We start from the raw sequence: 18701 nt of genomic DNA on the forward strand, positions 1-18701 counted from the left end.
GACAGACAAAATGGATCTTACTACCCTTACATATATCGTCGTAGGCTTGAGCTTCGCGCTGTATATCGGCATCGCGATCTGGGCCAAGGCGAGCACCACCGGCGAATTCTATGTCGCAGGCAAAGGTGTTAACCCGGTCGTCAACGGCATGGCGACCGCAGCAGACTGGATGTCGGCTGCTTCCTTCATTTCTATGGCTGGCCTCATTGCCTTCCTTGGCTATGGCGGCTCGGTTTACCTGATGGGCTGGACCGGCGGCTACTGCCTGCTGGCCATGCTTCTGGCACCTTACTTGCGTAAATACGGCAAGTTCACCGTGCCGGAATTCATCGGCGATCGCTATTACTCCAAAGCAGCCCGTATCGTTGCTGTTATCTGCCTGATCTTTATTTCGTTCACTTATGTGGCAGGCCAGATGCGCGGCGTCGGTATCGTGTTCTCGCGCTTCCTTGAAGTCGAAATTCTTACCGGTCTGATCGTCGGTATGGGCATCGTCTTCATCTATGCCGTTCTTGGCGGCATGAAGGGCATTACCTATACCCAGGTTGCACAATATTGCGTTCTGATTGTTGCCTACACCATTCCGGCGATCTTCATTGCCTTCCAGCTGACCGGCAATCCGCTGCCGCAGCTGGCATTCGGCTCGACCGTCAATGGTACCGGCGAATATATGCTTGAACGCCTCAACAATGTCGTGACGGAACTCGGCTTCCTTGAATACACGACCACCAACAAGTCGACGATTGATGTCTTTGCCATCACCGCCGCCCTGATGGTTGGTACGGCCGGTCTTCCGCACGTTATCGTTCGCTTCTTCACCGTGCCGAAAGTGCGTGACGCACGTTCGTCGGCTGGTTGGGCGCTGGTCTTCATCGCGCTGCTTTACACCACTGCCCCGGCAGTTGGTGCAATGGCTCGTCTGAACCTGACCGAAACCATCCAGACCGGTGAAGTTGGTGCCGAAGACGGCAACCTGTCCTATGAAGAACGTCCGGACTGGATGAAGCGCTGGGAAGCAACCGGCCTTCTGAGCTTCGAGGACAAGAACGGTGACGGTCGCATCCAGTATTACAACGATGCGAACGCAGAATTCGCTGCCAAGGCTGCCGAATATGGCTGGGCTGGCAACGAGCTGAGCGTGGACCGTGACATCATGGTTCTGGCCAACCCGGAAATTGCACAGCTTCCGAACTGGGTCATTGCACTGGTTGCTGCGGGCGGTATTGCCGCTGCGCTGTCGACTGCTGCCGGCCTGCTTCTTGTGATTTCCTCTGGTGTGTCGCATGACCTTCTCAAAGGTACCTTCACACCGGACATGACAGAAGGCCAGGAACTGATGGCAGGACGTATCGCAGCAGCAGTTGCGATCCTGATTGCCGGTTATCTCGGGTACAACCCGCCGGGCTTCGTGGCACAGGTGGTCGCGTTTGCCTTCGGTCTTGCGGCATCCTCGCTGTTCCCGGTTATCATCATGGGGATCTTCTCCAAGAAGGTTAACCGCGAAGGCGCGATTGCCGGCATGTTGACGGGTCTGATCTTCACCATGGGCTATATCCTTGCCTATAAAGGTGTGTTCTTCGATCCGATCATTGCCAACACGCCGGACAACTGGCTGTTCGGTATCTCGCCGGAAGGCATTGGTACCGTGGGTATGGTTCTGAACTTCATCGTTGCTTTCGCTGTGTCGAAAGTCACCGCTGAACCGCCGGCACATATCCAGCACATGGTTGAAGACATCCGCGTTCCGAAAGGAGCCGGTGGCGCGGTTGACCATTAATCGGTCAACCGGTTTGCCAAATCTGTTGCAGGCCCCCGGATCAATGGTCCGGGGGCTTTTCTTTTCGGTTGCTATCAGGCAACAATGACGGCGGGTCTGTTTTATTTGGTTTGCATTGATTTAGGTTGCCGCACCAACGGGCCGCGCTGTGCAAATTAAATCAAACAGCCTCTGGCAGAGGACAAAAGGCATGAGCATCGAACTCGAAGAAATCGCGGAATTTCTCAAACAGCATCACCCGTTTGCGCTGTTGCCTGACGAAGAAATCAATGCCCTGCCCAAACGGCTGACGGCCCGGTATTTCCGCGCCGGCACCAAGGTCCTGTCCCCCGAAGAACAATGCCTTCATCTTTACATCATCCGGACTGGCGGCACCGAAACCCGCGATCCGGACGGCCAGCTTCTTGCCCGCCTGTCCGAAGGGGAATGTTTCGGTGTGCGCGCGATGTTCCGCAATGGCAAGGCTGCCAATAACATCACCACCCTTGAAGACAGCCTGTGTTACCTGTTGCCGGAAAAGGACTTTCACGAGCTGGCCGGGAAATATCCGCAATTCAAATATTTCTTTGCCCAGATGGGGGGCGACCGGCTGCGCAGCGGCATGCAACTGATTGAAAGCCGCGATGACGATCAGCTCAAACTCATGAGCATCAAGGTCGCCGACCTGATTGCCCGCGATCTTGTCAGCATCGACAAATCGGCCACCATCCTTGAAGCCGGAAAACTGATGAGCAAGGAACGGGTTTCCTGCCTGCTGATCACCGAGGGTGCCGACGAGATTGCCGGCATCATGACCGACCGCGACCTTCGCAATCGTGTTGTCGCCCAGGGGCGCAGTTATGATGAACCGGTAACCGAAATCATGACCGCCAACCCGATCTCGGTTCATCCCGATGATTATGCCTTTGACGCGCTTCTGACCATGACGCGACACAATGTGCGCCATCTTCCGGTCATGAAAGACGGCAAGGCGGTCGGCATGATCACCACCAACAACCTGCTGGCGCGTCAATCCCTGTCCGCCGTTTACATGGCCGGACGGATCGGCAAACTGACCAATCCGACAGACATGGCAAAGGTGATCGAACAGGTTCCCGAACTTCTCAGCCACCTGATCGAAGCGGGCGCAACTTCGCAAAATGCCGGACATATCGTCACCACCCTGTCGGATGCGGCAACCGTGCGGCTTTTGCAACTGGCCGAAGAAAAGCTTGGCCCGCCGCCCGTTCCCTATGTCTGGATGGCTGGCGGATCCCAGGGCCGACAGGAACAAACCGCCCTTTCCGATCAGGACAACTGCCTGATCATTGATGACACCTATGATCCCGAACAGCACGGGGCCTGGTTCAAGGCGCTGGCTGATTTTGTCTGTGACGGGCTGAATACGGTTGGCTATGTCTTTTGCCCGGGCGAGATGATGGCAAAAACCGACCAGTGGCGTCAGCCCGTACGGGTCTGGCAGCAATATTTCAACAAATGGATCGAACAACCCGAACCCAAGGCCCTGATGCTGTGTTCGGTCTGGTTCGACTTGCGCCCGATCCACGGCACCAAAAGCCTGTTTGACAATCTGCACCGCCTGATTGTGTCAAAGGCCCGCGACAATCGTATTTTCCAGGCCTATATGGTTGGCAATGCCCTGACCCATCATGTGCCGCTGGGCTTCTTTAAAAACTTTGTGATGATCCGCGGCGGGGAACATGACCGGACCCTTGATCTGAAACATAATGGCGTGGTCCCGATTGTTGATATTGCGCGTATCCACGCGCTGGCAAATGGGGTCGAAGCAGTCAACACCTTCGAACGTCTTCATGCCATCAAACCATTGCCATCCATCAGCACACAGGGGGCATCCGATCTGCTTGATGCGTTCGAATTCATCAGCATCACGCGCCTGAAACATCAGGTGCGGCAAATCCGGCGCGGGGATGCCCCGGACAACTTCCTTCATCCTGAAAGCCTGTCTGCGTTTGAGCGCAGCCACCTTAAGGATGCCTTTTCGGTGATCAAGAACCTTCAGGGTGCGCTTGAACACGCCTTTGGCAAAAGCGGGACCTGATCGGTATGGGGTTGCGCCAGAAAATCTTCGACAGTCAGCTCTACCGCGATTTCATCCAGCGCAAGGCCACCGGCCCGTTGCGCCGCTACTATGACATCCCGCCTGCCGATCCGGCCCGGTCGGTGATGGAGACCGAATTTATCGCCCTTGATCTCGAAACCACGGGTCTTGATCCCAAACGCGACGAGATCGTCAGTCTGGGCTGGGTGATTATCCGCCAACTTGGTGTCGATTTTGCCAGCTGCGAACATATTCTGGTCCGCCCGCGCGGAGAACTTCGTGAAAGTTCAGTTGTTGTTCACCGCATCTTTGACAGTGACGTGGCCGACGCCCCCGACATTGCCACCGCTCTTGAACATTTGCTGCCCCAAATGGCTGGCCGGGTTCTGATATCGCATCACGCCCCGATCGAACTCGGCTTTTTGGGTCAGGCCTGCAAACGATGTTTTGGTGCGCCATTGCAAATTCCAACGGTTGATACCCTGGTTCTGGCATTGCGCGACCTGCATCGCAGCGGACAGCCAATGAAATCAGGGGCGCTGAAACTTGATAATTTGCGACGCAGTCATAATCTGCCACCATTTCGCGCCCATAACGCATTGTCCGATGCAATTGCCGCCTCGGGGCTGTTTCTGGCACAGATTGCCAAACGTGATCCAAAAGGCGAACTTGAGCTCAACCGGATACTGCGCTAATCCGATGATAGGGCATTAAAAAAAGGCCCGAACAAATATAACAGGGAACTGGGAGCCGCACGCATGTATGTCTTTATTTTCACGACGGTTGTCGTTGGGTTTGCTGCGGCCGGGGTGGTCATGTTGCTTTTTCGCCTGTGGGGGCGCAAGGCACCGAAATATGTCATCCCCTTCATCGCGGCTGTTGCGATGTTCTGCTATATGATCTGGGATGAATATAGCTGGTTTGAACGCTATGGCGCCCGCCTTCCCGATACCATCACCGTTATTCAGACCTTCACCGACAAAAACCCGTTCGCCCCCTGGACCCTGATTTCTGCGCCGATCAATCGCTTTACCGCCATTGACCGGGACAAGCTTGTCACCAATCCCGGCAATCCTGACCAGAAACGGGTCACCACATTGCTGCTGAAAAAAGGTGCCGAAACACTGGCACTGACCCATCTCGTGGACTGTGCATCGGGCAAACGCGGCTATATCACTGCCGATAACAATCTTGATGAAAACGGCTTTCCGACCGACATGACGGAATGGTTTGACATGGATGCTGACGATCCGCTGCGCGCGGCGGTCTGCCAGTAACCACCGCCGAATTCTTCATCACCCGATCCCGACAGCCCGCTTTTTACGGGCTGTTTGTTTTTGCGGACACGAACCCGCCATCAGGCACCCGATGCGCACAATGGCCATCGCATCAATTGCTTGACGCATCGCTATATCCAATGAAATATAACGATATATCATAACCGGTCCGGAAACCCGCCCCATGCGCTATCTCGCCCCTTTTCTTGTTCTTCCGGTGATTCTTTTTGCGTCGCTTGCCGTTCGCGCGGACACTATTACGGTTTTTGCTGCGGCCAGCCTGACCAATGCAATGACCGCAGCAGCCCGGTCTTATGAAGACCAAACCGGCGATCATATTCAGATGTCATTTGCCAGTTCATCGACACTCGCCCGGCAAATCGCGGCGGGGGCACCGGCCGATATCTTCATTTCGGCCAATCAGAAATGGATGGACTGGCTGTCTGATCAGGACATGATCGCGCCGGGCACGCGTCACGATGTTGTTGCCAATTCGCTGGTGGTGATCGCGCCAACCGACAGTCCGGTTGAAACGGTTTCCCTGACCGGGGACCCTGGACTTGTGGCACTGCTGGGAAAAGATGACCGGATTGCGGTTGGCGACCCGGACCATGTTCCTGCCGGTATTTATGCCAAACAGGCGCTTTCCAAACTGGGGCAGTGGGATGAACTGTCACCCCGACTTGCACGCGCTGATAATGTGCGTGCGGCCCTTGCCCTGGTGGAGCGCGGCGAGGCGCCATTCGGGATTGTGTATGGCACCGACGCGGCAATTGCACAGGATGTCAAAATTGTCGCAACCTTCCCCAAAGACAGCCATCCCCCCATCACCTATCCGGTCGCCCTGACCAGGGATGCACATACCGATCGCAACACAAAATTCCTTGCCTGGCTTTTGGGGGATGACGCGGGTCGAATTTTTGCCGATTATGGCTTTGATCCGGTTGAGACACTCAAAACAGGTACGACCCCGCAATGATCAGTTTAACGCCCGCCGAAATCGAGGCCCTTTTACTGAGCTTGCGAATTTCGGGCGTTGCTGTTTTATGCGCCATGCCCTTTGCCATTCTTGTCGCCACAGCACTTGCACTGGGCCGGTTTCCGGGGCGCTTCATCCTTGATGCCATTGTGCATTTGCCCCTGATCCTGCCGCCGGTGGTGATGGGCTATTTGCTTTTGATCGGGTTTGGCACCCGCGCCCCACTTGGCGCGTGGCTTTATGAAACCTTTGATATTCGCTTTGTCTTTAGCTGGACCGGGGCGGCATTGGCATCGGCCATTGTCAGTTTCCCGTTTCAGGTCCGGGCCATCCGGCTCAGCCTTGAAAACGTCAATCACGGCCTTTATCAGGCCGCAGAAACACTCGGCGCCGGGCCGGCTGATCGCTTTTTCTCGCTAACATTGCCACTTGCCCTTCCGGGGATCATTGCCGGTGCGATTACGGCCTTTGCTGCCAGTTTGGGCGAATTTGGCGCGATCATTACATTTGTTTCCAATATTCCCGGCGAAACACGAACATTGCCGCTTGCAATCTATACCGCCATTCAGACTCCGGGCGGCGAACTTGCCGCGGCACGGCTGGCTGCCCTGTCGATCGGCTTGGCCTTTGCCGGATTGTTGCTGTCTGAAATTGCCATGCGTCACATCCGCAAAAGGGCACTGGCATGAGCATCACTGTTTCGATCAGCCACAAGCTTGGCAAATTTGATCTGGATGCGGACTTCCATATTCCTGATACCGGCATCACCGCCCTATTCGGGCCATCGGGCAGCGGCAAGACCAGTCTGATCAATATTATCGCCGGGTTGGAAACTCCCCGTCAGGGCCATATCGAAATCAGTGACCGGGTTGTCTTTGACCATCGCCAACGGATCAATTTGCCCGCACGGAAACGGCGGGTCGGCTATGTGTTTCAGGATGCTCGCCTGTTTCCCCATAAAACTGTCAGTGAAAATCTGTATTTCGGGGCGCGCCGCAATGCACAGAAACTGCCACGCGAAGAACAAAGCGCCATCCTTGAAATGCTGGACATTCTGCCGCTGATGGGACGCCGTCCTGCCGCACTTTCCGGCGGGGAAAAACAGCGCGTCTCTCTTGGCCGTGCGCTGTTATCCAACCCCGATATCCTGCTGCTTGATGAACCGCTATCGGCACTTGATCATGCCCGCAAACAGGAAATCCTGCCCTATTTCGAATGGCTTCGTGACCATCGCAAAATCCCGATGCTTTATGTCACCCATGCGATTGACGAAGTTGCGCGGCTTGCCGACCATATGGTGGTGATTGATCAGGGCAAAACACTGGCCAGCGGATCGGTATTTGAAATGCTGGGTCGCACCGACTTGCCCCCCCTTGCCGGTCGGTTTGATGCCGGTACCGTTCTTTCGGCCCGTATTGTCAGTCGCGATCCCAAGGCCGAAGTCAGCTTTCTTGATTGCGCCGGACAACGGCTTGTTGTGCCCTATCTCGGCCGTCCGACCAATCCGAATGTCAGGCTGCATATCCGTGCGCGCGATGTCATGATCGCGAAAACCGCACCGACCGGCATCAGTGCCAATAACGTCATTCCGGTCACCATCACCAAGATCAGCCAGGAAAACCGCGATACCGTCGATATCAGCCTGTGCCTTGGCCATGATGCAGTTTCACGCCCTCACGACACAGCAAATGCTCAACCGGTCCTGCATGCCCGCATCACCCGATGGTCGGCACACCGCCTGAAACTCGGTCTTGGTCAGAAAGTCTTCGCCGTCATCAAATCCGTCACGGTCGACGGTCAGGTTGCCGACCAGGCGATCTGATGATGTTAGCGCTAACAAATATTGAAATTCAATTATTTGGCATATCCGGGCCAAGCAGGCCTGCAAGTTCGCAAAGCTCCCCATCAAGGGCGGCACGGGCCTTTGTGCAGGCTGCTTCGTAAAGTTCGATCACCCGCATGCCGGTGGCGGTCAAAGTTGCCCCGCCATGGCCGCGCCCGCCGATGCTTGTTTCAATCACTGGATCCGCAAAGCTGCGATTAAGCTCGTCAATCAGCAACCACGCCCGGCGATAGGACATCCCCATCGACCGCGCCGCTGCCGAAATCGAGTGATGCGCATCCACCGCCCTTAGCAGATCGACCTTGCCATAGCCAAGCCGAACACCGTCGGGCAGTTCAATTTTCAGTCGGACCGTAAGTTTTTCGCCTGTCATGGCGCTACATTATCCCTACCGGCAATTGCCCGCCAAGATCAAAGATCAGGGGGCCTGGCAACGGGTCTCATTCGCGGTCACGCGACTGGCGTGATCAGTTCCCCGCGCGTATCCCAGGCATCAAGATTATCAACAACAAGCTGCGCCATGGCATCTCGGGTTTCAACAGTACCGCTGGCATGATGCGGATACAGAACCACGTTTTCGAACGCGGCAAAAGCCCGGTCCATGTTTGGTTCGTTATAAAAAACATCGAGCCCGGCACCGGCAATCCGCCCGGTTTCAAGGGCCTTGATCAGGGCAGGCTCGTCAATGACAGAACCGCGCGCCACATTGACAACAAAACCGTTTTCCCCCAATGCCGCCAGCACATCGGCATTGATGATCCCCTCTGTTGCTGGCCCGCCCGGACAGGACAGCATCAGGATATCGGCCCATGTCGCCAGATCGGTCAAACGATCAAAAAACCGGTAATCGACCGGCTTTGGATTGCGTCCGAAATAACCGATTTCAAGCCCGCTTGGCACGGCACGCGATGCAATCGCCTGACCGATCCGGCCCAGGCCGACAATGCCAAGTTTCTTGCCCCGCACTGAACGGGTTAATGCCATCGGCCCGACCGATGCCCATTTGCCACTGCGCACCCAGTCATCACCGGCAACCAGTTTGCGCAAGGTCGCATGCATCAACATGATCGCGGTATCGGCAACATCATCTGTCAGAATATCGGGGGTAATTGAAACCCGGATGCCGCGCGCCCGGCACGCTTCGAGATCAATCTGATCATAGCCGACCCCGAAACTTGTAATCACTTCAAGATTTGGCAACCGGTCCATCAGATCGACAGACAGTCCAAACCTGGCCGAAGTCACAACAGCAGTTATCTTATCCCCCATTCGATCAAGAAACGCCGCCTTGTCATCGATCTGATCAAAACGATGAAGGTCATATCGCTGGGCAAGCTGCGCGGTATAGGCAGGACGAATATCCGTAATCGCAAGAACAGACCGGGTCATGATCAGACTTTCATTGGGGCAAACAAAGACCAAAACTACCCAATGCCAACTTGTAAAACAAGTTGATAAGATAAATAACAATTGCCGATTTTGGCCAACGCCAGCGCAAAGATAGGCCAACCGTTAACATCGCAACTCTCAACAAAGGAAGCCCACAAAAGGTGACGCTGTTCCAACCCAATCTGCGTTCCTTGAACAAGCAGAATTCGGACCAACTACCCTTGATAGCTTGGCGTCCAACTGTCGATAACTTCATCACCACCGAGAAATCCATTAACAATTTTGAATAGACCTGCCGGTCATTCAATTTCCCCGCGCACCTCCCGAATGGTACCCAAAATTATGCCTCTGCCCTGAACATCATTGGACAGAGCAGCACGAACATGGTTGCGGCGATCAAGACGTCGCCAAACGCAATTAGACAAAACAAATTGGCTTTCGTGGCACGGGCCGTCATCGGACCCGGCATGCAAAGCCCCCAATCGTTGCGTAACACTCGGGAGGAAAATGATGTTTCGCAAATTACTGATTGCCGGTGTCATGACATCGGCACTTGCTGTCTCGTTCAATCAGGCACAGGCCGCCGACTATACCCTGCGCTTTTCGCATCAATGGCCGCCGGTTGCCGGCATGCAAAAGGACCTGTTCCAGGTCTGGGCCGACACCATCGCCAAGGAATCCGATGGCCGGATCGAAGTTGAAATGTATCCGTCCGCGACCCTTGCCGCACCACCCACACAATATGAAGCGGTCGAAGACGGCATTGCCGATGTCGCCGCCGCCATTCAGGGCTATACCGCCAACCGCTTTCCGCTGACCCAGGTGGTGGAGCTTCCGGGCCTGATCAAGAATGCCGCCCATGGTTCCTGCATCATCCAGAGCCTGTATGACGAAGGCCTGATTTCCGATGAATACAAGGGTACCCGGCCCCTGTTCCTGTTCACCCACGGTCAGGGTCTTTTGCATACCGGGGACAAGCTGATTGCCACCCCGGATGATCTGGCCGGGCTTCGTATTCGCCGTCCGACATCTGTGGTTGCCAATATCCTTGAAGCAGCAGGTGCGCAACCGCTTGGCATGCCGGCCCCGGAATCCTATCAGGCCATGCAGCTTGAGGTGATTGACGGTGTTGCCCTTCCGTGGGAAGGCGCATTGGCATTCCGTCTCAATGAACTGGCCAAGGCCCATACCAGCGTCGGGGACCTTTACACCCTGTCCTTCCTTGTCACCATGAACGAAGACAGCTTTGAAGACCTTCCCGAAGATCTTCAGGACGTGATTACGAAAAATTCGGGCATGGCATGGTCGGAAAAGGCCGGGAACCTGTTTGACGCCCTTGATGCCAAGGGCCTGAAACAGGCACAGGATGCCGGTCACACCTTCCTGACGGTTGAAGGCGGCGTTGACAACCCGGCCTGGAAGCCGGTTCTGGACAAAGCAACGGAAACCTATCTGGCCGATCTTGAGAGCCGCGGTCTTCCGGCCCGCAAAGTCTATGCCCGCGCCAAGGAACTTGCCGCGACATGCAAGTAAGCTCGACCAAAGAGCCTGCCCGCAAGGCTTTCTTCCTTCTTGACCTGACCGACCGCATCGCCAAGGCGATGCGGATCGGTAGCGGGGTTCTTCTGGTCTTTATCATGACAGTCACGCTTGTCGATGTCATCGCACGCACGACCTTTGCCGCGACGAATGGCGGCATTGATGTCACCTTTACCGGGGCGGTCGAACTGGTCAGCTATGGCATGATGGCGATGGTTCTTCTGGCCTTTCCCTATGGCGTCGACAAGGGACAGGTGATTGTCGATCTGTTTACCGACAATCTGCGCCGCCGCACCAAAATGATCCTTGAAGCCGTTTACATGTTCGGCTTTGCCGCCCTGTCATCTGGCATGACGGTTCGATTTTTCGAAGTTGCCGGTCGCATGCGACGGTCCGGTGAATCCAGTCAGGATCTTCTGATCCCCCTTCACATTGTCTACAGCCTTGCATCCTGCGCGCTGGCGTTCCTTGCCCTGCGCTGCACCCTGCTTGCGATTGACTATCTTGTTTCAGGAGCTAAACGACCATGAGCGCGCCCCTGATTGGTCTTATCTGCGTTGCGGTCATGCTGCTGCTGATTGCGTTTCGCTGCCCGATTTCACTGGCGATGTCGGCGGTCGGCTTTGTCGGCTTTGGCTTTATTGTCGCATTCAAACCGGCCTTTGCCCTGCTTGAAAAGGGACCGTTTGAAACCCTGACCGCTTATGGTTTCAGCCCGGTCCCGATGTTCATCCTTCTGGGTGTTTTTGCCTCCAAAGCCCGCATGTCGGCCGAACTGTTTAACGGTGCGAAGACATTCTTTGGCGGCTGGCGCGGCGGCATGGGATTGGCTGCTGTCACGTCCTGTGGCGTGTTTTCCGCCATTTCCGGATCGTCGCTGGCCACCGCGGCCAGCATGGCACGCGTTGCCCTGCCCGAAATGAAAAAGAACGGGTATGTGCCATCCTTTGCCGCCGGGACGCTTGCCGCGGGCGGCACACTCGGCATCATGATCCCGCCATCAATTGCGCTTTTGCTATATGCGCTGATTACCGAGCATTCGGTTGGCCAGATGTTCATGGCCGGGATCATTCCGGGCTTGCTGGGGCTTGTGCTCTATTGCGCAACCATTGCTGCCATTGTGTTTTTCAAACCCGACGTTGCCAAACCCGGCCAGCCGACAACAATCATGGAAAAGATTATCGGCCTTAAGGGGCTTTTGCCCTTTGCGGTGATCTTTGCCTTTATCATTGGCGGGATTTATGGCGGGTTCTTTACCCCGACCGAAGCGGCGGCTGTCGGGGCGTTCTTTACCATGATCCTTGCCTTTGTCCGCGGCATGACCGGTACGCAGTTCATCGAGGCAATTGGCGAAACCCTGACCCTGTCGATCATGATTTTCTTCATGCTGGTCGGGGCGGAAATATTTGGCTATTTCCTGTCGGTGTCGCGCATTTCCCATTCGCTGGTCGAACTGGTCGCACAGCTTGACATGCCGCCTTATGCGGTTCTGTTCTGTGTGCTGGCCCTTTATGTCGTGCTGGGCTGTGTCATGGACAGTATTGCCATGCTGCTTTTGACCGTGCCGGTGGTTTACCCGATTGTCATTGCCGCCGGCTTTGATCCGGTCTGGTTTGGCATTCTGACTGTGATTACGGTCGAACTTGGCCTGATCACACCGCCTGTGGGCATGAATGCCTTTGTCATCAAGTCGGTCGCACCCGACATCCCGATTGGTCAGATTTTCCGTGGCGTGATGCCGTTTGTCATTTCAGACATCGTGCGTCTTGCCGTGCTGATTGCTTTCCCGTCGCTGGTTTATGCACTTCTGTAACGCCGCGATCCGATAACGCCCATACTGAAAGGAAACGGACATGTCTGAACCCTGTTTTGATGTTGCCCATCTCGGTCATGTCGAGTTGCTGACCAACAAATTCGAAGAAAGCCTGGATTTCTTCGTCAATGTTTATGGTCTGACCGAAAGCGGTCGTGATGAAAATTCTGTCTATCTGCGCGCCTGGGACGATTACGAGTTCCACAGCCTGAAACTGACCAAATCCGACACCACCGGCGTCGGCCATATCGGCTATCGCGCGAGTTCCGAAGCCGCCCTGATGCGCCGCGTCAAAGTGATCGAGGAAATGGGATGCGGTATTGGCTGGGTCGATGGCGATATGGGCCATGGACGGGCGTATCGCTTTACCGATCCGGATGGCCATGTGTTTGAACTTTATTACGACACGGTCAAATACCAGGCCCCGGAATCAGAAAAGCCGGCACTGAAAAACATTGCACAACGTTATCACGGCCGTGGTGTTGCCGTGCGCCGTATTGACCACCTGAACCTTCTGGCCACCAATGTCGAAGCCATTCGTGACTTCATGCAAAAGGCACTGGGATCACGCGTGACCGAACAGATCATGCTTGATAGCGGCGTGCTTGCCGGGTGCTGGTTTACGGTCAATAACAAGACATACGACATTGCCTATACCAAGGATGCGACCGGCACACCGGGCCGTTTCCACCATGTGACCTATGCGCTTGATCAGCGCGAGGACGTCCTGCGCGCGGCCGACATCTTCCTTGAAAACAATGTTTTCATAGAAACCGGCCCGCACAAGCACGCCGTTCAGGGCACGTTCTTCCTGTATGTCTATGAACCGGCCGGCAACCGGGTCGAGGTTTGCAACGCCGGGGCACGTTTGATCCTGCAACCCGATTGGGAAACCGTCACCTGGACCGAAAGCGACCGCAAAAAGGGGCAGGCATGGGGACTGAAAACCATTCCGTCCTTCCATACCCATGGCACCCCGCCGGTACCGGACGCCGCAGAGTAATCATCGGCAATCAGTAATCTGTAGTCTGCAAGCTTCATCCAGATACGACAAAGGCAGGGTGCGAACCCTGCCTTTTACATTTCCGGTCAATGTCAGAACGGATTTACTTCTTTGCCATCGCCTCAAGGATCATATCGGCCCGTTCGCGATAACCAAGATCCCCGGCATCAAGCTTCAATTCACCAATGGTTCGCTGCCAATCGACAGTGGCCTTGGCCATACCGTTATTAAGGCCAAGTTCCTCGACCGTCAGTGCGACTTCTTCCATTTCGGCTGCACGACGAATGCCATGCGTCATGGACCGTTCAAGCATATAGGCGGCCTTTTCCATGAAGTCGAAACCCGGATAGGTTTTATCAAGGGATGCCAGCACGGTTTCATCAACACCGGCACGACGCCCGGCCAACACACATTCGGCGAACAGTGCTTCGAGTCCTTTCATCATCACGGATCGCACCATCTTGATCGCCGATCCGGCACCGACGGTGTCACCGGCAATACCGGGCTCCATGCCAAGAGATTCCAGAACCGGTTTTGCAGCCTCGGCATGCGGACCGCTTAGCAGGATCGGGGTTTTGTGCAATTTCGGATAAACCGGCGCCATCACCGCCATATCAACATATTTCCCGCCTGCTGCTTCGATCAGTTCGGCATTGCGGCGCTTGGTGCCTGGCGCACATGAATTGCAATCAAAGAAAAACGCCCCCGGTTCAATCGATGCCGCAGCGTCACGGGCAACCGTTGCGGCCTGATCAGCCGTCACCAGCGAGAAAACAAGTTCCGCGCCCGAAAGGGCGACCTGGCCACTGACTGCACCTGTGACACCGGCAGCGACATAATCGGCATTCTTGGCTTCGCGGATGGCGGTATCGGCACTTGTTGTCTTGATGTCAAAAGCCCGCGTGACCGGCACGATGTCATGGCCCCAACCTTTTACAAAGGCCTGTGCAGCTTCGCCGAACCCCAGAAAGGCAATGGTATTGATGGTGACTGTCATGTTCTTGAAGTTCCCGATCTGATTTTTTGTTGTGATGGGCCGCCATAAGGCGGCAGATGTGAAGTCATTGCCTCACTGCTATCATTTCGTGGCTGTCAGGGAAAATTGATTGCCCGAAATCGGCATTCAAATTGCAAATAGGTCCATTTTCCGGATCAGGTGTGCCTACCACAAAGTAGCAATGTTTTTGCTGATCGCTTCCAGGCGCTCTATCAGGTTTTGCTGTATCGATGTTGGTGACCAGCCTTTGCGCACTGTAAGCCCGATTGGGCGTTCGGTATCAGGAAGATCAATCGGCAACATGGTCAGTTCACCGTATTTTTCTTCCTGCATGATCTGATGGCGCGAAATGATGGTCAGCTTGTCACTGGTCGACAGCATCCGCCGGATCAGGATCAATGACCCGGTTTCAACGATGCTTTGCGGGCGCAGGCCACCCTCAACCGGGAACATGGTTTCGAAATAATCCCGGGTCGGAGCCCCCCGTAACGGCACCGCCCAGCCATACGCCGCAAGATCGGCTGGTGTCAGCTTTTTCTGGCGAAGCAACGGATGATGAACCCGCCCGACAATTGCCAATGGATCATCAAACAATTTGTGCTGAACCACATCATCGACCGGCACCGGATCGCGAAGGGCACCGATCAGAAGATCGATGTCACCGTGCCGCAACCCGAATAACAAATCCTGATAAGGTCCGTCGACCACCCGCAATCGGGTATCGGGGAATTCTTCCATGATGGCATTGATCGCATTGGGCAGGATCGCACTACGCGCAAGCGGCATGCTGCCAATCACGATGCGGCCACCGCGCCCGCCCTTCCAGGATGCAATTTCGTCTTCGGCCTGCCCCAGTTCGACCAGTGCCAGTTTGGCAAACATCACGAATGTTTCGGCCTGTTTGGTCAAAAGGATGCCGGTACTGGCCTTTTCAAACAGCGGCACGGCACAAAGCTGTTCAAGTTCACGCGCGGCCCGGTGCAAGGACGGCTGCGACACACCGACATTGCGTGCCGCCAGACTGAAACTGCCCGCCTCGGAAATGGCGATCAATGCGCGCAATTGCACGCCGGTGACCAGTTGATGCAATTTGACCTGATGACCGCGATTGCGCCGCCCGATGCGCATGATCTCGGCGGTCGCCTGAACAAGGTAATCCTGCAAACGTTCAACACGACGAACAAATATCTTTCCCGGTTCGGTCACAAACACACCTTCGGGCCTGCGATCAAACAGTTCCACCCCCAGAAGACGTTCGACTTTTGCCACCGCCTGCGTCACGGCGGGCTGGGACATGTAAACGTCTTCGGCAGCGGCACTGATGCTTTGGCGGCGGGCCACTGCAAGACAGGCACGCAGATGTTTAAGGTTCGGATTTTGCAGGCTCATTAAGGACGTTCTCCCTGTGATCGCGCACACATTATAGAAAGAACTTATAGCAAATACCATTGGTTCTATTTCACCTAACGCGGCTTGGCACCTAGCATGATTTCACAAAACCAAACCAAGCTAGGGAGTCAGAAACGTGACCACCACCAAACCGACCGCACTGGTCATCAGTGCGCATTCTGCGGATTTTGTCTGGCGCTGCGGCGGCGCGATCGCGCTGCATGCCAAGAAGGGTTACGACGTCACGGTCGTTTGCCTTTCTTATGGCGAACGCGGTGAATCCGCCAAGCTTTGGAAGCAGGAAGGCTGCACGATGGAGCGGGTCAAAACCGAACGTCGCAAGGAAGCCGAAAACGCTGCCAAGGCGCTTAACGTTCATGACATCAAGTTCATGGATGTCGGTGATTACCCGCTTGAACTTTCCCGTGATCAGAAATTCGAACTGGTCGACACCATTCGTGCTGTTCAGCCGAAATTCATGCTGAGCCACAGCTTTGTCGACAATTACAATACCGACCATTCCTATGCGACGCGTGTGGCGATTGAATGCCGCATGATCGCGCAGGCCTGGGGCCACAACCCGGGTGAAAAGGTTCTGGGTGCGCCGCAGCTTTATCTGTTTGAACCCCACCAGACCGAACAGATGGAATGGAAGCCTGACCATTTCCTCGATATTACCGATGTCTGGGATCAGAAATGGGCGGCGATCCAGTGCATGGAAGGCCAGGAACATCTTTGGCACTATTATGAAAATGTTGCTGAAAACCGCGGCAACCATTTCCGCCGCAATTCGGGCGGTCAGGCCGGTGGTCGTAACGCGAGATATGCCGAAGGTTTCCAGTCGGTCTATCCGCGCACCGTGGATGAACTGTAATGGGTGGCGTCGTTGTTCAGAATATTACCCGTACCGATCTTTCGATTGTGGACGGTCTGGGTAAATGTGGCGTTGCCACCGTTCACGAAGCTCAGGGCCGTACCGGGCTTTTGCAGTCGCATATGCGCCCGATCTATCCGGGCGCACGCATTGCCGGAAATGCCGTAACGGTTTCCATCGCACCGGCCGATAACTGGATGATCCATGTTGCGGTTGAACAGTGTCAGGAAGGCGACATTCTGGTCGTATCACCGACCTCGCCCTGTGATGCCGGGTATTTTGGCGAACTTCTCGCCCGGTCGCTGATGCATCGCAAGGTCCGCGGCCTGATCATCGAGGCCGGTGTGCGTGATGTGCTTGACCTTACCGAAATCAAATTCCCGGTCTGGTCCAAGGCCATTTCGGCACAGGGCACGGTCAAGGAAACGGTTGGTTCGGTCAATGTGCCGGTGACGATTGCAGGTGCCCTGGTAAATCCCGGCGATGTCATTGTCGCCGATGATGACGGTGTTTGCGTCGTCCCCAATGCCAATGCCGAAAATGTCCTGAAACAGTCGGTCGCACGCGAAGAAAAAGAAGCCAAGACACGTGCCCGCCTGATGGCCGGGGAATCGGGTCTGGATATTTATGACATGCGCCCGCGTCTGGCTGAAAAAGGCCTGAAATATGTCTAGGGGGATCAAGCAAACCGGCGGCATCCGCTGCATGTGGATGCGTGGCGGCACGTCAAAGGGCGGCTATTTCCTGGCAGAAGATCTGCCAAATGACATTGCAGAACGCGACGCGGTTTTGCTGCGTGTCATGGGATCGCCCGATGCCAAACAAATTGACGGGATGGGGGGTGCAGACCCCCTGACCTCGAAAGTTGCCATTGTCAAAAAATCCGACCGTCCGGGCATTGATGTCGATTATCTGTTCTTGCAGGTTTTTGTTGATCGCGCCGTTGTGACCGATCAACAGAATTGCGGCAATATCCTTGCCGGGGTTGGGCCGTTTGCCATTGAACGGGGACTGGTTGCGGCCACATCCGGGCAAACCAAAGTTTCCATCTTCATGGAGAACACCGGACAGACGGCAACCGCAACCATCGAAACGCCAAATGGCAAACCGGTTTATGGCGGGGATGCCCGCATTGACGGCGTTCCCGGCACATCTGCACCGATCCCGCTTTTGTTCAGTGACACTGCCGGAACGACCTGTGGTGCGTTGCTTCCGACCGGAAACGAAGTTGATGTGATCGACGGCGTTCCCGTCACCATGATCGACAACGGTATGCCGGTTGTTGTCCTGCGTGCGTCCGACATGGGAATTACCGGGCAAGAAAACCGGGAAGACCTGGAAGGCAATGCTGCCCTTCGCACCAAACTTGAAAGCATCCGCCTGAAATGCGGACCGTTGATGAATCTTGGCGATGTCAGCGACGCATCCGTTCCCAAAATGACCATGGTTTCGCCCGCCAGAAATGGCGGCGCCATTTCCACACGGACCTTCATCCCGCATCGTTGCCATGCCTCGATCGGGGTATTGGGCGCGGTCAGTGTGGCAACGGCCTGTCTGCTGTCGGAATCACCGGCCGCAAGCGTTGCTGTTGGCAATATCGCCGATCTCAGCACGATTTCGGTCGAACACCCGTCCGGCGAAATGAGCGTGATCATCGAAAAGACCAAAGACGGTGCGGTCGAAAAGGCCGGCCTGCTGCGCACCGCACGCAAACTGTTTGACGGGACCGTTTTCATCGATTGATGACGATGCCCCGCCAAAA

18 protein-coding genes are annotated in these 18701 nt (G+C 55.4%); 14 read left to right on the plus strand and 4 right to left on the minus strand.

Going from position 1 to position 18701, the window contains the following annotated elements; all coding sequences use genetic code 11:
• Positions 1–10: 10 nt before the first annotated feature.
• The 7 genes from WA429_RS18170 (at position 11) to modC (ending at position 7914) form a co-directional block, all read left to right on the plus strand.
• A complete protein-coding gene (locus WA429_RS18170; protein WP_068519484.1) occupies positions 11–1777 on the plus strand; it encodes a sodium:solute symporter family protein in 1767 nt (588 codons plus the stop codon).
• A gap of 190 nt (positions 1778–1967) precedes the next feature.
• Entirely contained in the window at positions 1968–3836 is a 1869-nt protein-coding gene (locus WA429_RS18175; RefSeq protein WP_206926964.1) for a DUF294 nucleotidyltransferase-like domain-containing protein, read from the plus strand.
• A gap of 5 nt (positions 3837–3841) precedes the next feature.
• Entirely contained in the window at positions 3842–4531 is a 690-nt protein-coding gene (locus tag WA429_RS18180) for an exonuclease domain-containing protein (RefSeq protein ID WP_068519482.1), read from the plus strand.
• A 63-nt stretch (positions 4532–4594) separates the two neighbouring features.
• The gene (locus tag WA429_RS18185; RefSeq protein WP_287466186.1) at positions 4595–5113 is read left to right on the plus strand and encodes a hypothetical protein; all 519 of its coding nucleotides are present in this window, start codon (positions 4595–4597) and stop codon (positions 5111–5113) included.
• Positions 5114–5297: 184 nt separating this feature from the next.
• Positions 5298–6092 (plus strand): molybdate ABC transporter substrate-binding protein, encoded by a 795-nt coding sequence (gene modA, locus WA429_RS18190; protein WP_228196347.1) that lies wholly within the window; start codon positions 5298–5300, stop codon positions 6090–6092.
• Positions 6089–6781: a molybdate ABC transporter permease subunit gene (gene modB, locus WA429_RS18195; protein ID WP_287466185.1), complete on the plus strand. Its 693-nt coding sequence runs from the start codon at positions 6089–6091 to the stop codon at positions 6779–6781. Before modA ends, modB begins: the two co-directional genes overlap by 4 nt.
• Entirely contained in the window at positions 6778–7914 is a 1137-nt protein-coding gene (modC, locus tag WA429_RS18200) for a molybdenum ABC transporter ATP-binding protein (protein ID WP_287466184.1), read from the plus strand. Before modB ends, modC begins: the two co-directional genes overlap by 4 nt.
• A gap of 28 nt (positions 7915–7942) precedes the next feature.
• On the opposite strand, the gene WA429_RS18205 is transcribed toward modC, so the two are convergent.
• Positions 7943–8308 (minus strand): winged helix-turn-helix domain-containing protein, encoded by a 366-nt coding sequence (locus WA429_RS18205; protein WP_287466183.1) that lies wholly within the window; start codon positions 8306–8308, stop codon positions 7943–7945.
• 77 nt (positions 8309–8385) lie between these two features.
• On the minus strand, positions 8386–9324 hold the full coding sequence (locus WA429_RS18210) for a 2-hydroxyacid dehydrogenase (RefSeq protein ID WP_287466182.1): 939 nt from the start codon (positions 9322–9324) through the stop codon (positions 8386–8388).
• 510 nt (positions 9325–9834) lie between these two features.
• Between WA429_RS18210 and WA429_RS18215 the strand changes: the two genes are divergently transcribed.
• Genes WA429_RS18215 through WA429_RS18230 form a run of 4 tightly spaced genes read left to right on the plus strand, consistent with a single transcriptional unit; the run spans position 9835 to position 13679 of the window.
• Positions 9835–10857 (plus strand): TRAP transporter substrate-binding protein, encoded by a 1023-nt coding sequence (locus WA429_RS18215; protein WP_287466181.1) that lies wholly within the window; start codon positions 9835–9837, stop codon positions 10855–10857.
• Positions 10848–11393, plus strand: a complete 546-nt coding sequence (locus WA429_RS18220; protein ID WP_287466180.1) for a TRAP transporter small permease — start codon at positions 10848–10850, stop codon at positions 11391–11393. Before WA429_RS18215 ends, WA429_RS18220 begins: the two co-directional genes overlap by 10 nt.
• Positions 11390–12676 (plus strand): TRAP transporter large permease, encoded by a 1287-nt coding sequence (locus WA429_RS18225; protein ID WP_206926955.1) that lies wholly within the window; start codon positions 11390–11392, stop codon positions 12674–12676. The genes WA429_RS18220 and WA429_RS18225 overlap by 4 nt, the downstream gene beginning before the upstream one ends.
• Positions 12677–12716: 40 nt before the next feature.
• On the plus strand, positions 12717–13679 hold the full coding sequence (locus WA429_RS18230; protein ID WP_287466178.1) for a catechol 2,3-dioxygenase: 963 nt from the start codon (positions 12717–12719) through the stop codon (positions 13677–13679).
• A 103-nt stretch (positions 13680–13782) separates the two neighbouring features.
• On the opposite strand, the gene WA429_RS18235 is transcribed toward WA429_RS18230, so the two are convergent.
• Both WA429_RS18235 and WA429_RS18240 read right to left on the minus strand, forming a co-directional pair.
• On the minus strand, positions 13783–14676 hold the full coding sequence (locus tag WA429_RS18235; RefSeq protein WP_287466177.1) for an NAD(P)-dependent oxidoreductase: 894 nt from the start codon (positions 14674–14676) through the stop codon (positions 13783–13785).
• 165 nt (positions 14677–14841) lie between these two features.
• Entirely contained in the window at positions 14842–16065 is a 1224-nt protein-coding gene (locus tag WA429_RS18240) for a LysR family transcriptional regulator (protein ID WP_287466176.1), read from the minus strand.
• 136 nt (positions 16066–16201) lie between these two features.
• Between WA429_RS18240 and WA429_RS18245 the strand changes: the two genes are divergently transcribed.
• Genes WA429_RS18245 through WA429_RS18255 form a run of 3 tightly spaced genes read left to right on the plus strand, consistent with a single transcriptional unit; the run spans position 16202 to position 18682 of the window.
• Positions 16202–16939, plus strand: coding sequence for a PIG-L deacetylase family protein (locus tag WA429_RS18245; RefSeq protein WP_068519465.1), 738 nt, complete (start codon positions 16202–16204; stop codon positions 16937–16939).
• The gene (locus WA429_RS18250) at positions 16939–17613 is read left to right on the plus strand and encodes a 4-carboxy-4-hydroxy-2-oxoadipate aldolase/oxaloacetate decarboxylase (RefSeq protein WP_206926952.1); all 675 of its coding nucleotides are present in this window, start codon (positions 16939–16941) and stop codon (positions 17611–17613) included. Before WA429_RS18245 ends, WA429_RS18250 begins: the two co-directional genes overlap by 1 nt.
• Positions 17606–18682 carry a 4-oxalomesaconate tautomerase gene (locus tag WA429_RS18255; protein WP_206926951.1) on the plus strand — a complete coding sequence of 359 codons (1077 nt, stop codon included), beginning with the start codon at positions 17606–17608 and terminating at the stop codon, positions 18680–18682. Before WA429_RS18250 ends, WA429_RS18255 begins: the two co-directional genes overlap by 8 nt.
• The last annotated feature ends 19 nt before the right edge of the window (positions 18683–18701 follow it).

Origin of the sequence: Thalassospira sp. CH_XMU1420-2 (genome assembly GCF_037029325.1) — a bacterium.
GTDB lineage: Bacteria > Pseudomonadota > Alphaproteobacteria > Rhodospirillales > Thalassospiraceae > Thalassospira > Thalassospira povalilytica.

Bases quoted from the DNA above. Each gene is read 5' to 3' on its own strand.
- WA429_RS18170 (WP_068519484.1), top strand. From the start codon at position 11: ATGGATCTTACTACCCTTACATATATCGTCGTAGGCTTGAGCTTCGCG.
- WA429_RS18175 (WP_206926964.1), top strand. From the start codon at position 1,968: ATGAGCATCGAACTCGAAGAAATCGCGGAATTTCTCAAACAGCATCAC.
- WA429_RS18180 (WP_068519482.1), top strand. From the start codon at position 3,842: ATGGGGTTGCGCCAGAAAATCTTCGACAGTCAGCTCTACCGCGATTTC.
- WA429_RS18185 (WP_287466186.1), top strand. From the start codon at position 4,595: ATGTATGTCTTTATTTTCACGACGGTTGTCGTTGGGTTTGCTGCGGCC.
- modA (WP_228196347.1), top strand. From the start codon at position 5,298: ATGCGCTATCTCGCCCCTTTTCTTGTTCTTCCGGTGATTCTTTTTGCG.
- modB (WP_287466185.1), top strand. From the start codon at position 6,089: ATGATCAGTTTAACGCCCGCCGAAATCGAGGCCCTTTTACTGAGCTTG.
- modC (WP_287466184.1), top strand. From the start codon at position 6,778: ATGAGCATCACTGTTTCGATCAGCCACAAGCTTGGCAAATTTGATCTG.
- WA429_RS18205 (WP_287466183.1), bottom strand. From the start codon at position 8,308: ATGACAGGCGAAAAACTTACGGTCCGACTGAAAATTGAACTGCCCGAC.
- WA429_RS18210 (WP_287466182.1), bottom strand. From the start codon at position 9,324: ATGACCCGGTCTGTTCTTGCGATTACGGATATTCGTCCTGCCTATACC.
- WA429_RS18215 (WP_287466181.1), top strand. From the start codon at position 9,835: ATGTTTCGCAAATTACTGATTGCCGGTGTCATGACATCGGCACTTGCT.
- WA429_RS18220 (WP_287466180.1), top strand. From the start codon at position 10,848: ATGCAAGTAAGCTCGACCAAAGAGCCTGCCCGCAAGGCTTTCTTCCTT.
- WA429_RS18225 (WP_206926955.1), top strand. From the start codon at position 11,390: ATGAGCGCGCCCCTGATTGGTCTTATCTGCGTTGCGGTCATGCTGCTG.
- WA429_RS18230 (WP_287466178.1), top strand. From the start codon at position 12,717: ATGTCTGAACCCTGTTTTGATGTTGCCCATCTCGGTCATGTCGAGTTG.
- WA429_RS18235 (WP_287466177.1), bottom strand. From the start codon at position 14,676: ATGACAGTCACCATCAATACCATTGCCTTTCTGGGGTTCGGCGAAGCT.
- WA429_RS18240 (WP_287466176.1), bottom strand. From the start codon at position 16,065: ATGAGCCTGCAAAATCCGAACCTTAAACATCTGCGTGCCTGTCTTGCA.
- WA429_RS18250 (WP_206926952.1), top strand. From the start codon at position 16,939: ATGGGTGGCGTCGTTGTTCAGAATATTACCCGTACCGATCTTTCGATT.
- WA429_RS18255 (WP_206926951.1), top strand. From the start codon at position 17,606: ATGTCTAGGGGGATCAAGCAAACCGGCGGCATCCGCTGCATGTGGATG.